This window comes from Streptococcus sp. 3109 (assembly GCF_013276905.1).
Classification (GTDB): Bacteria; Bacillota; Bacilli; order Lactobacillales; family Streptococcaceae; genus Streptococcus.
In genome coordinates, this window is sequence record NZ_VMLY01000011.1 from 26,640 (window position 1) to 38,542 (window position 11,903).

Below are 11,903 nucleotides of genomic sequence, written 5' to 3' on the forward strand. Positions count from 1 at the left end.
AATGTCTTTTGTGTTAGTATCTTTGAATTTTTACATACTTTTATTTCTTCATGCAAAAATTTATGGCTATCAATTGACTATAAAGAGATCTTTAGAGTTATTGTTTTTCTATTTTTTATTAGAGTTTTTACTTTTAACCTTGATTAAGATGTTCTATATCCCTGTTGTTATTACAGTACTAGATTATCCCATCTTTTTTATTATCTATACATTGTTGTTGGATAAAAAGAAATACAGTCTGCTATCGACACTTTTTTATGCTCTGTTTCCTATCACATTTTGGTCGATCATCTATGATTTTTTTGTTGATTTTATTATTCCTAATTTTGCTAGTTTAACAGACATATATGTTTATTACGATGCTACCATTTTCTCAATTTTAGCAAGTCTCCTATCTTTGCTTATAATAAAAGTTTTTCAGTATGATTTTAGCTATCTAAGAAGTAAAGTGTTGGATAAACATTTAGCTCAAATAATGAGGATTGCTAATGCTGCAATGTTGGGTTATTTTATCTTGGTTCCTTTTATTGGTTATATTAAAAAAATCTTGAACTTATCTATAAATCATTATCAAGGAGCTATAACTGCAATCTATTTCTTTTTATTTATCTATTTTGTCAATATACTGGATAGAAATGTACGTGAGGAATTGCAAAAAGATTTAGTACTTCAAAAAGAGATTCAACTTCAAAATCTTAAGAGCTATAGTAAACAAGTAGAAGGACTTTATCAAGAGGTTAGAAGCTTTAGGCATGATTATGCAAATATCTTAACAAGTTTAAAGATAGGAATAGACCGAAAAGATATTGATTTAGTTGCTCAAATTTATGACAGTGTCTTGAAAGACTCAGGGAAAAATTTAAAAGATACAAAATTTGATGTAGTGAGATTGAGAAATATAGAGGATTTATCCTTGAAGAGTTTATTAATCTCAAAATTATCCGAGGCTCAGAGTTTACTAGTGCCAGTTTCTTTGGAAATAGAAAAACCAATCGTTATCAAAAAGATTGAGGAAATTGATTTTTTAACAGTTGTTTCTATATTGTTAGATAACGCGATAGAGGCCGCTGCAAGCGCCACTGTCGAGGAACCTCTAAGTGTTTGTTTTTTTGAAGATATGAGAAATAATAAGCAAGTTTTAATTATCCAAAATCCGACCCTAGATAGAGAGATTGATGTTACAAAAATATTTGAGAGAGGAATGTCGTCTAAAGGGCAGAATAGAGGAGTTGGTTTGTCTAATGTTAATAGTATTTTGACAAAATACCCAAATATCATTCTAAAAACTACAAGTTCTAATTTTAGATTTAAACAAGTCTTAGAGATAGAAGTATAGGTGGGGATGGGTGACTTGTATCTTCTATAATCTTTTCATGATAAAACGCATAGTATCAGTCATTTTGAAATCTGATATTATGCGTTTTTATAATTCTATAGATTTTTTATGGTTTGAAAGTAGTCCGTAATTTTAATGGTGTTGTTATAGTTTCATATAGCTCTTCCCACAATCCTCCACCTGTAATCTGGTTGAGTTCAGTAGTTGTTAGTTTTTGAAATGAAGTTAGGTTTTGTTTCTTATCCATGTTATGATTCTCCTTTTTGATAAGATAATAAATTAGTTATAGAGTGTTATCTGAAAATTAATCAGAATGTGTTAAAATTTTATCTTTGAAATAATCAAAATATGTTTTCTTTGCAGTTACACTAGTGACGCGACCTTGTAAGCCGTATTGGATGAGTTTACTATCCTCATTAGATAGTTTTGCAAGAGCGGTTAATTTAAAGAGATTTCCTTGCTCTGTTCTGGTAGGAGTTTGATCAATTGTCTGAAGTTGGCCGATGATGGTAATGCCGTGATTTCCAATTTTCTCCAGTTTTAATCTTACAGTTTGTCCTTTATCTAGTAGAGGTAGATAGTCAGAAGATACGTAGTAAGTGATTAGTACTTCTCTTGTATCTGTGATGACAGGGAATATTTGAGCAATTTCTGTACCAGTTGGAATTCTATTTTTACCTTCAAATTCACTGTTTAAGTGAATGATACCTTTACTTGGGGCGGTTAAGGTATTGTTTTCTAAGCGCTGCGTTGCTTGATCTAGTTGTACTTTTAATTCTGTTAATTGATTCTCCACGGTTAGTTGTTGCTGTGAGGCTGTTTGTAAAAATTGAGTACGGAGTACTTCAATTTTGGTTGCTAAACTATTGTCATAAGTTGCTACACTTCCGATACCAGCTTGCTGAATTTTGAGGCTTGCGATAGATGATTCAAGACCTGCAATACTTTGATTAATTTGAGATAAAAATGGCTCCTCTGCAGTTCCTTGTGTTTGTTCTTGTGAGGCTACAAGATAACGATTCAAAATTGACTGGTGCGGATTGCCAGTTGGTAAGCGAGCCCTTTTATTTATGATAGCATCTCTCAGCTCTTGATATTCTCCAATTTGTTGTTGAACTTTTGTGATTTCTTGTTCGATGGCTGATGAACTGCTATTGGCAAGATTAGCTTGATTTGAAACCTCAGTGTTAGTCTTTGTGATACCCAGTTCAATATCATGGGATTGTTTAGTAAAATTCCTAAAGGTATTATGGTAGCCAAATTCATCCTCGCCAGAAAAAAGATCAGTCGCTGTTTCTAAGCTTTGTTTCAAAATTCCAAGTCCTTCTTTTTGCTTCTCAAGTCTTTGTAATTGAGTTTCTAAGGCAGTTTTCTGACTTTCTTCCATTGTTTCAGAGTATTTGATGAGTAAGTCCCCTTTTTCAACTACTTGATTTGCCACTAAATGATTAGCAAGGATAGGATTATCACTGGTTGACTGAATGGATGCAATGACACTTGTAGGGGCGATTTCTCCTTGGGAAGTAACAGTAATTTCTTTTGTGGCAACAAGGGAGAAAATCAAGATGAAAGTAAATAATAATGAAAGAGGTATGATTAACACTGTCGCATAGTTATGGTAACGTCTCTGATAAAACTCGACGCTTCTAAAAAGATTAGGATTCATGACATTCTCCTTATTTATTGAACAGATGATGGTAGAAGCCTTGCGCCTGCATTAACTCTTGGTGACTACCCACTTCAATGATTTTCCCCTGGTCAAGAACAATGACACGGTTAGTTCGTTCGGCTATACTGAGACGATGGGCTACAAAGAGAATGGTTTTATCAGTTAGGGACATAAGATTATCTATAACCTTTTTCTCAGTCAAGACATCAAGACCGCTAGTAGCTTCATCCAGTATTAAAACAGGAGCTTTAGTTAAAAGAGCACGAGCGAGGGCTATTCGTTGCTTTTGTCCTCCTGATAGACCAGCTCCATCAGAGAGCTGAGTTTGATAGCCCATAGGCATTCTTTCAATGTCTTGACGGATTTCAGCTAATTCACAAGCTCTTAGAATATCTTCTTGGCTAATCATATGATTACCACCCAAGGTTAAGTTTTCCAAAATAGAGCCATTAAAGATATAGGCTTGTTGGGGTAGGTAATTAATATGACGGCGCAAGACTTTTTTATCAATGTTTTTAATATCCTGATGATTGATGGAAATATGTCCTTTGTAGGGTTCAAAGAAATTGACAATCATTTTGGCTAAAGTTGTTTTACCAGAACCACTAACTCCAACTAGGCTAACCTTATCTCCTTGTTTAATCGTGAGATTAATATCTGTTAAGGTATCTCGTCCAAAACCATACTTATAAGAAAGGTCATCAAATTCAATATCGCCCATCAAAAAATGTGAATGAACAGGGTTTTCTTGAACTTGAAATTCAGATTCGACTAGATAGACTTCGTTCAAACGGTTATTAGCAACCTTCGCAGATTGGAGTTTGGTTTGGAGGTTGATAATATTTTCCATAGGAGTTGTAAAGTAAGAAAGAAGTGTGTTAAAGGTAATCAACTGACCGATAGAAATCTTACTAGATATGACTAATTGAGAGCCAAACCATAGGATAAGGATATTCAGAACTAATTTTGTTCCCTGCTTTAAACTCGTTTGTAAAATAGAATACTTACTGAGCTTAAAGGATTTTTCCAAATAATCTACAAATTCGCTGTCTATATTTTGATAGCGATTTTCTTCACTCGTGAGCGACTTTATAGTTTCAATCCCGTTGATATCTTCGATAATGGCAGAGCTAACCATAGAATTACTTTGCATGACATCATGGTTCATTTTTTCGAAAGGCTTTATAAAAGAGAAGATGATGAACATGTATATAGGAATGGAAATAAGAGAAAGAAGGAAGAGATTAGGGTTTTGTGCCAGTAAGACGCCTCCTACAAGAATCAGAATAGAAACATCCAGAAAAAGAGAAAGAATGGTAGAAGCCAAGGCATCTATAATAGAGTTAGCATCTGTGAACCGTGAAATGATTTCTCCTGTACGACGTGTCGCAAAGAAAGACATAGGAAGTTCAAAAATATGGCGAATATAGGATAAAATCACATCAATGCTTAATCTCTGACTCAGAACAGTTAGGAGATAATCTCTGGAGAAGCCCATGACTTGTTGGAGGATATAGGTGATAACCAGACCAACTGAGATGATTCCTAAAGTTGATTTCATCTGATTTGGGATGTATTCATCCAAGATTCCTTGAAGATAATAAGAACCACCGATATTGATAATCGTGACCAATAAGCTTGAGAGAACAATGTAAGCAATGAGAGATTTTTGTTTGAAAATCAAAGGAAGGAAGCTTAGTAGACCATTCTTTTTATCTTTATGGGGTTGATAGCTGGGTTTGGGAGCTAGAAAAATAGCTACTCCAGTCCATTCAGAGAAAAAGCGTTCTTTTGACATTTTAGTGATTTTTACAGAAGGGTCAGGATCACCAATAATCAGATAGTCTTTCTTTGTTTGATAGACAACATAGTAATGTTGGAGTTTTCCTTCTTTGTTAACGTGAACGATAAATGGATAGGGGACATCACTCATGTTAAAGAGCGTTTTATCTGCTTGAACAGGTCTTGTTTCAAAGCCCATTTCATCAGCGGCTTTTACAATGCCAAGAGCAGTCGTTCCTTCTTTATTGGTCTCTGCAAGTTCTCTCAAGTGAGCTAGAGAAAAATCTGAACCATAGAATTTAGCAATCGAGGCTAAGGCAGCAACACCACAGTCTCTAGCATCTATTTGAGGAACAAATGTACGTTTATAAGAAGTCATTGGCAATCCCTTTCATATAGTAGATAGATATATTATGCCAAACTTTACTAAAAAACTTCCTGCTAAATCGTAAACGGTATTTATATTGTCATGAACAGTAATTTTTATTAAGTAAGATGAACCATTGATTTTTATAGTTGACGATAGTATATATTAGTTTTGGTCTTTGATAAAATTTATGAAAAACATTTCGTGATGAAAAAAAGACATTTTATGATTTTAAAGAAATGATATCAGTTGATTATGATATATTGATGTTGTCAAGGTTGCAACAAAACAAAAATTAAAAATAAAAAGGAGGTATTCATCATGAATACAAAAACAATGTCACAATTTTCTGTTATGGATAATGAAATGCTTGCTTGTGTTGAAGGTGGAGATAAAGTAGGGGCTGGAGAAGTTGTTCAAGCATTAGGAATTTGTACAATAGGAGGTGCAGCTCTGGGGAGTGTTATCCCAGTTGTGGGAACTCTTGCCGGCGGGGTTTTAGGAGCACAGTTTTGTACAGCGGCTTGGGGAGCTTTTAGAGCAAGTTAAACTTTTAGCGATATAGTAGATTGGAAATAGTAGTAAAAGGAGGTGATTTATATGAAATACAGATTATTTTTTGTTATTTTATTGAGTAGTATGTTGGATATTCTTTTAGGTACATTTTTGAAAATCTCGAATGTATCGATTGGGTGGATTGTTCTCTACAGTGGCTTATTTGAAGCAGGAGTTTTCCTTCTTGCTAATAAAGGTTTGGCGGTAAAAATCAAGGAAGCAGACATTCAAAAACGCTTTAAATTTATTTTTGGAAAAACGTTATGGTTTCAAATTCTTTTGCTCATCTTTTTGGCGGTAAAACTTTATCTTGGTTTGGATGAGAGACTGATTTTACTTTATGGAAATATTTTCATTGTCTTTAATGCCTTAGTTTATCTTTTGTCTACTAGCCAAATTAATTTAACAAAGAAAGCGTGAAAAGAATGGAACAATCAGTAAATAATTTTATCATTTTATCCGATGAAAAATTAACAATGATAACAGCTGGTGATAAACAACTTGCAGACAGATTTTTAAGTGGAGTAGGTGGTGCAGTTGAGGGGCTTTCGCTTTGTGCACAGACAATCCCTTTCCCAACTCCGCAGATTTATTTAATTTGTGCAGCTGGTGGGGCGGCAGCTTCAGTTTTATGGCCACATTAGAGGATTTAGTTAGGATATAGAATTATTAATCTGGGTATCTCTTTGCGCTTATACTCTCTATACTGTATAGGAACGTATCATGTATAAACACTTATTTTTTCCATATTCAAAAATCTTAGACTGGTTGACACCCTATATTCTAGTCTTGGTTTCTGACACCATTGCATTTAATGTTTTTGTGCTAACCTTTGTATCTGTAGTGGTTTTTTCTTTCCTGAATCCCATGCTAGCTTTTATAGCTATATTCTTAGGGGCTGGCTATGTTGTCGGATTTTGGTTATTAAAATGGTTTGTTTTAGAGAGATTGGAGGTAAAGGATGACTTGTAGGAAGGTGTACTTAGTGTTTAAGTGGTTATCTTTATGGTCGTTTTCAATAAAGATTATACCTTGTTTTTGATTTTTAGTATAGTAACGTCAAATGTAGCTCCTTACATTCATTCCTAACTCCTAAAATAAGAATCACTGTTTTCCTCAGGTTGGTCTGGGGAGGGCAGTGGTTTTTTACCTTATTTAGATAATTATCCGAATTAGATGATATAAACAATATTAAAATGATAACAGATGATTAAAATATTAAAATTTCTTATATCTTTATTAATTTTTCTTAAGTAGATTTTTAGAATAAAGTAGCTTATAATAAGAGTACAATGAAAGCGCTTAACATTGTGAAAATTCATCTTGTTCTGATTTAAGAGATCTATAGATACAAATTTTTAAGCAGTCGTATATAGATGTATATCATTTACATAGTTCTATATACTTAAAAATTTATACAATGATCAATTTAAACGAGATAGGTGAAAAAATGATAAAAGTTGTTCTCTATTCTTTTTAGGAACAAGAAATTTTACATGAGGTTATTCAAATGAAAAAAACACCCAATCGATGGTTAATTTTGGCAGCAGCCATTTTAACGAATCTATCTCTAGGTGCTGGTTACGCCTGGTCAGTTTTTCAAAAGGCGCTGCTAGAAACCAATTCTAGTCAAGGATGGGTTCAATCCCAAACTTCTTTGGCCTTTAGTATTTCTTTTGCAATGGTACCTGTTGGTATGATTATTTTCGGTCCTAAGGTTGATTCAGCAGGACCTAAGAAATTTGTATTCCTAGGTGGTATTCTCTTCGGTGCTGGTATGTTTGCTACTGGATTTGCTACTTCTCTTCCAGTCCTTTACCTCACTTACGGGGTTGTCCTAGGACTTGGTATTGGTTCAGCTTATGGAGCATCTACTTCAGTTGCCACTAAGTGGTTCCCAGATAAAAAAGGTTTAGCTGGTGGTTTGACAGCAGCAGGTTTCGGGTTAGGCCCGCTCATTATCGGTCCAGTTGCCAAAGCTTTGATTGCTTCTATGGGTGTTTACTCAACATTCAAAGTATTGGGTATCATTCTTCTAATTGTTATTTGCACTTCTTCATTGGTAATGGAGAAAGCTCCTGCAGCAGCGCCGGCATCTGGAACAGCTCAACCAGAAGGTAAAACTTACAAAGAAATGCTTCGTGATGGAAATTACTGGCTTCTATGGTTGATTTACGTTCTTGGTGCTACTGGTGGAATGATGATTATCGGTACTGCAGCATCAATTTCTGACCAGTATAAACTTGTAGGAGAAGCTACACTCTTTGTTATGCTGGTATCTATCGCTAATACATTTGGTCGTATCTTCTGGGGTACGGTATCTGATAAGATTGGTCGCTATCCTACTGTTATTGCCATGTTTGGAGCGGTTGCTACTGGTTTGTTGCTCACAGCCTTATTCAAAGGTCCTGGAAGCATCTTGGCCATCCTTGGAATTATGATGGTTGCCTTGTCATTTGGAGGCTTCCTAGGTTCATTCCCAGGAATTACTGCTGAAAACTGGGGAGTTACATACGTAGGGACAAACTATGGATGGATGTTTACTGCTTATGGCGTAGCTGCTATTGCTGGTCCTCAGTTAGGAGCACGTCTTGCACAGGCAAACCAAGGAGATTATACAATGGCCTTCTTTATCGTTATCGGCATGGCTATCCTTGGTATTTTACTCCAACTGTTCTATATGGCTAAAGCTAAAAAAGTTTAAAAATGAATCCTTGGAAAATCCAAGGATTTTTTAAAATATGATTGATACTAAGTGTAGTGTACAAGAAATTTTTTTCTAAATTGAAATATAGCAATTTCCAGTCAAATAAATTGCATTCGTTTTCTCAAGCAGGTATACTAGTATGGATAAATAAAAAATTTAGAAAATTTAAGAATAGAAAAGAGAACAAATCTTATGGCAAAAGATATTCGTGTCTTACTTTACTACCTTTATACTCCAATTGAAAATGCAGAGCAATTTGCTGCAGACCACTTGGATTTCTGTAAATCGATCGGCCTTAAAGGCCGTATCCTAGTCGCTGACGAGGGAATTAACGGAACAGTTTCAGGTGATTATGAAACAACTCAAAAATACATGGACTACGTTCACAGCCTCCCAGGTATGGAAGACCTCTGGTTCAAGATTGACGAAGAAAATGAACAAGCCTTCAAGAAGATGTTCGTTCGCTACAAGAAAGAGATTGTCCACCTTGGTTTGGAAGACAACGACTTTGACAATGACATCAACCCACTTGAAACAACAGGTGCTTACTTGTCTCCAAAAGAGTTCAAAGAAGCGCTTCTTGATAAAGATACCGTTGTCCTTGACACACGTAACGATTATGAGTACGACCTAGGACATTTCCGTGGGGCTATCCGCCCAGACATCCGCAACTTCCGTGAGTTGCCACAGTGGGTTCGTGATAACAAGGAAAAATTCATGGACAAGCGTGTCGTGGTTTACTGTACAGGTGGCGTTCGCTGTGAGAAATTCTCAGGCTGGATGGTCCGTGAAGGTTACAAAGATGTCGGCCAATTGCACGGAGGAATCGCAACTTACGGTAAAGACCCAGAAGTTCAAGGTGAGCTTTGGGATGGAAAAATGTATGTCTTTGACGAGCGTATCGCCGTTGATGTCAACCATGTCAACCCAACTATCGTAGGGAAAGACTGGTTTGATGGAACACCATGTGAACGTTATGTCAACTGTGGAAATCCATTCTGTAACCGTCGTATCTTGACATCAGAAGAAAATGAAGACAAGTACCTTCGTGGATGCTCACACGAGTGCCGTGTTCACCCACGTAACCGCTATGTTTCAGAACATGAATTGACACAAGCTGAAGTGATTGAGCGCCTAGCCGCTATCGGTGAAAGCTTGGATCAAGCAGCTACTGTATAAGATCAAACAGTCCTCAGGGGCTGTTTTTCTATGCTTTGTACTCAAAAATCTAAAGTTTGTTTCTGTATCTTTCAGGAAAATAAGGTTTACTGTATGTAAACGATTTCAAAGGAGTCCAGTTATGGCGAAAACATTTTTTATTCCAAATAAACAGAGCATTTTAGGAGAACAGGAGATTTTGACTGCCAAGTCTATCTTGGCCTTGGTAGATGGCTTGGAGTCACATAGCTATGATGCAGTCTATCTCCGTCAGCCTCTTAACCGTCTTGAGTATATCGAGTGTGCGATAGTGGGGCAATCACAATTTCTTTTTAAGGTCAGTTATGCTGATGGTCAAAAGGCTTACCGTGTCGATCTTCCTGACCTACTAACGCAGATAGACTGGGAGATCATCAAGTCATTTTTAGATGCTTTGCTTGCTTATACAGGAACTGAGATTGAGGGACTCGATGATTTTGACTTTGAAGATTATTTTCAAGCAAGTATTCAAGCCTATCTGGCAGACACTGCAGCCCGCTTTACGATTTGCCAAGGAATTTTTAACCCTGTTTTCTTTAGTCATGAGGACTTGGAAAGCTTTTTAGAGGAAGATGGTTTGGCTCAGTTTGAAGCGTGTGTGCGTGCGGTTCAAGAGACAGATGCTTACTTTGCAAGAGTTTCCTTCTATCAGGATGGAGAAGCCCAAGTGCACGGTGTTTACCATCTGGCTCAAGGGGTCAAGACTGTTTTACCGAGAGAACCATTTGTACCTGCTGCCTATATTGAGCAATTGGTGGATAAGGAAGTCCAGTGGGAGATTGACTTGGTTCAAATCACAGGAGACGGCTCTAAACCAGAAGACTATGAAGCCATTGCCCGATTGGACTATGCAAAATTCCTAGAGTCACTACCATCAGCATCTTACCACCAACTAGACGCCAATCAATTAGAAGTACAACCCATCTTAGACAAATATTTTAAAGCATTAGCACAAGAAAAGTAAAGCAGAAGCAGGTCAATCGACTTGCTTTTTTGGCATAGAAAAATCCTGCCATGAAAGACAGGATTGCTACTCAATGAAAATCAAAGAGCAAACTAGGAAGCTAGCCGCAGGCTGCTCANNGACTGACAAAGTCAGGAACATATATCTACGGTAAGGCGAAGCTGACGTGGTTTGAAGAGATTTTCGAAGAGTATGAAGTTTAAAGAAGGGCCAAGATACGAAGATAATCTCCAATCAGTGCGACTTCAGCTACAAAGAAGAGGAGGATAATAACTCCGTTCACAAGGACAGACAAGAATAATTGATAGAAGGAGTCGGCTTCACTTGCTTGACTTGGTCTGGTAATGATATGGAGACTAGCAAGCAGAATGATTCCAATGCTAATCACACATAAAAGGGCTGAAAATCGTAGGCTATCAAAGAAGGCAAAGAAACTAGCAATAGCAGTGAGGAAGATTGGAATTGCCAAGAGTTGACTATATTGTTGGAGAACCTTTTCTAGCGTCCAGTCCTTTTCTTGGTAGATAAATCGTCTCACGACGAAACTACCCAAGAGGAATGAAAAGAAGAAGAGTGTTGTCGCTACTAGGATAGAGATGATCGAAAAGAGATTTAATGAAGCAAATTGTTCAGGGAAGTGATTATGCATAGTTGCTATATGTCCATAGTAAGCATGTTTGATATGGTAGATACTAAAGAAAAAGGAAGATGCAGAAAACAGAATGAGCAAGAGAAAGGCTGTGTAGCTGTGTGTGCTACTTGTTTCAAGCTTGCTTGTAGGAGATTTGAGAGCCTCCACTAGCCAAGACCAAAAATCAAGTACTTGCTCTTTCCATCTATCCGTAGATTTTGGAGCTTGGTCGGGGATATAGGGACTTTCTAAGGATTTACTGAGAAGAAGAGGCTCTTTCAAGATTGTTTTTTGCTGAGGAAGTGCTTCTTGGCTTTCTTCAGCTTTAGTGACTTTTTCTGTTTCCTCAGAAAGATCTTGCTCTTCTTCAGTAGAATTAGATGCCTTCTTTTCTTCTATTTCTGTTCTCGCTTCACCGCCTTCAGGAGTTTCAATTTTCTCTTCTTGCTGGCTTTCCAGTTCGACTTCAGCTTGAGAGACTTCCTCCTCTACTTGAGTATTTTTTTCAATTGGTGTATCGAGATCGGCTATCGTTTCTTCAGCCTTGTCTGCAACCTCTTGAGCTTGCTCTTCAGGCTTGTTCTTGCTTGTTGTTTTTACAAAATCATTACTTTCAAACCATTCTTGTTTCATGGTAGAACCTCCTTTTTAGTTAGATAAATATGCTTCTATAGTAGCAGATGTAAGCGTTTTTG

At 36.6% G+C, this 11,903-nt stretch carries 12 protein-coding genes; 8 read left to right on the forward strand and 4 right to left on the reverse strand.

From position 1 onward, the window contains the following. Position 1: 1 nt before the first annotated feature. The gene (locus tag HT698_RS06095) at positions 2–1,336 is read left to right on the forward strand and encodes a GHKL domain-containing protein (protein WP_112444772.1); all 1,335 of its coding nucleotides are present in this window, start codon (positions 2–4) and stop codon (positions 1,334–1,336) included. A gap of 106 nt (positions 1,337–1,442) precedes the next feature. Here the strand turns inward: HT698_RS06095 and blpC are convergent, their stop codons facing one another. From blpC to blpA, 3 genes are read right to left on the reverse strand one after another with little or no spacing between them, the layout of a single operon-like run. Continuing rightward, entirely contained in the window at positions 1,443–1,583 is a 141-nt protein-coding gene (blpC, locus tag HT698_RS06100) for a quorum-sensing system pheromone BlpC (RefSeq protein WP_112444774.1), read from the reverse strand. 57 nt (positions 1,584–1,640) lie between these two features. After that, entirely contained in the window at positions 1,641–3,002 is a 1,362-nt protein-coding gene (locus HT698_RS06105; RefSeq protein WP_112444776.1) for a bacteriocin secretion accessory protein, read from the reverse strand. A 10-nt stretch (positions 3,003–3,012) separates the two neighbouring features. Beyond that, positions 3,013–5,166 carry a peptide cleavage/export ABC transporter BlpA gene (gene blpA, locus HT698_RS06110; RefSeq protein ID WP_173220080.1) on the reverse strand — a complete coding sequence of 718 codons (2,154 nt, stop codon included), beginning with the start codon at positions 5,164–5,166 and terminating at the stop codon, positions 3,013–3,015. Between the two features lie 309 nt (positions 5,167–5,475). Here blpA and HT698_RS06115 point away from each other — a divergent pair, with 309 nt between their 5' ends. The 7 genes from HT698_RS06115 (at position 5,476) to HT698_RS06145 (ending at position 10,577) form a co-directional block, all read left to right on the forward strand. Then, positions 5,476–5,703: a Blp family class II bacteriocin gene (locus HT698_RS06115; protein WP_173220077.1), complete on the forward strand. Its 228-nt coding sequence runs from the start codon at positions 5,476–5,478 to the stop codon at positions 5,701–5,703. Between the two features lie 51 nt (positions 5,704–5,754). After that, positions 5,755–6,129: an immunity protein gene (locus HT698_RS06120; protein WP_173220074.1), complete on the forward strand. Its 375-nt coding sequence runs from the start codon at positions 5,755–5,757 to the stop codon at positions 6,127–6,129. Positions 6,130–6,134: 5 nt separating this feature from the next. Next, entirely contained in the window at positions 6,135–6,353 is a 219-nt protein-coding gene (locus HT698_RS06125; protein ID WP_173213201.1) for a hypothetical protein, read from the forward strand. Positions 6,354–6,432: 79 nt separating this feature from the next. Then, positions 6,433–6,681: an immunity protein BlpZ gene (blpZ, locus tag HT698_RS06130; protein WP_173220071.1), complete on the forward strand. Its 249-nt coding sequence runs from the start codon at positions 6,433–6,435 to the stop codon at positions 6,679–6,681. 538 nt (positions 6,682–7,219) lie between these two features. After that, positions 7,220–8,413, forward strand: coding sequence for an OFA family MFS transporter (locus HT698_RS06135; protein WP_173220068.1), 1,194 nt, complete (start codon positions 7,220–7,222; stop codon positions 8,411–8,413). Positions 8,414–8,608: 195 nt separating this feature from the next. Continuing rightward, complete coding sequence (locus HT698_RS06140) at positions 8,609–9,595, forward strand: rhodanese-related sulfurtransferase (protein WP_173220065.1); 987 nt, start codon at positions 8,609–8,611, stop codon at positions 9,593–9,595. A 121-nt stretch (positions 9,596–9,716) separates the two neighbouring features. Continuing rightward, a complete protein-coding gene (locus HT698_RS06145) occupies positions 9,717–10,577 on the forward strand; it encodes a DUF4299 family protein (RefSeq protein ID WP_173220062.1) in 861 nt (286 codons plus the stop codon). A 199-nt stretch (positions 10,578–10,776) separates the two neighbouring features. Here HT698_RS06145 and HT698_RS06150 read toward each other — a convergent pair whose 3' ends face one another. Continuing rightward, entirely contained in the window at positions 10,777–11,841 is a 1,065-nt protein-coding gene (locus tag HT698_RS06150; protein ID WP_173219416.1) for a DUF6574 domain-containing protein, read from the reverse strand. Positions 11,842–11,903: the final 62 nt, after the last annotated feature.

What these genes read in the sequence shown, in the direction of transcription:
- HT698_RS06150 (WP_173219416.1), bottom strand. Translation starts at nt 11,841, where the DNA reads ATGAAACAAGAATGGTTTGAAAGTAATGATTTTGTAAAAACAACAAGC.
- HT698_RS06115 (WP_173220077.1), top strand. Translation starts at nt 5,476, where the DNA reads ATGAATACAAAAACAATGTCACAATTTTCTGTTATGGATAATGAAATG.
- blpZ (WP_173220071.1), top strand. Translation starts at nt 6,433, where the DNA reads ATGTATAAACACTTATTTTTTCCATATTCAAAAATCTTAGACTGGTTG.
- blpC (WP_112444774.1), bottom strand. Translation starts at nt 1,583, where the DNA reads ATGGATAAGAAACAAAACCTAACTTCATTTCAAAAACTAACAACTACT.
- HT698_RS06105 (WP_112444776.1), bottom strand. Translation starts at nt 3,002, where the DNA reads ATGAATCCTAATCTTTTTAGAAGCGTCGAGTTTTATCAGAGACGTTAC.
- HT698_RS06140 (WP_173220065.1), top strand. Translation starts at nt 8,609, where the DNA reads ATGGCAAAAGATATTCGTGTCTTACTTTACTACCTTTATACTCCAATT.
- HT698_RS06095 (WP_112444772.1), top strand. Translation starts at nt 2, where the DNA reads ATGTCTTTTGTGTTAGTATCTTTGAATTTTTACATACTTTTATTTCTT.
- blpA (WP_173220080.1), bottom strand. Translation starts at nt 5,166, where the DNA reads ATGACTTCTTATAAACGTACATTTGTTCCTCAAATAGATGCTAGAGAC.
- HT698_RS06145 (WP_173220062.1), top strand. Translation starts at nt 9,717, where the DNA reads ATGGCGAAAACATTTTTTATTCCAAATAAACAGAGCATTTTAGGAGAA.
- HT698_RS06135 (WP_173220068.1), top strand. Translation starts at nt 7,220, where the DNA reads ATGAAAAAAACACCCAATCGATGGTTAATTTTGGCAGCAGCCATTTTA.
- HT698_RS06125 (WP_173213201.1), top strand. Translation starts at nt 6,135, where the DNA reads ATGGAACAATCAGTAAATAATTTTATCATTTTATCCGATGAAAAATTA.
- HT698_RS06120 (WP_173220074.1), top strand. Translation starts at nt 5,755, where the DNA reads ATGAAATACAGATTATTTTTTGTTATTTTATTGAGTAGTATGTTGGAT.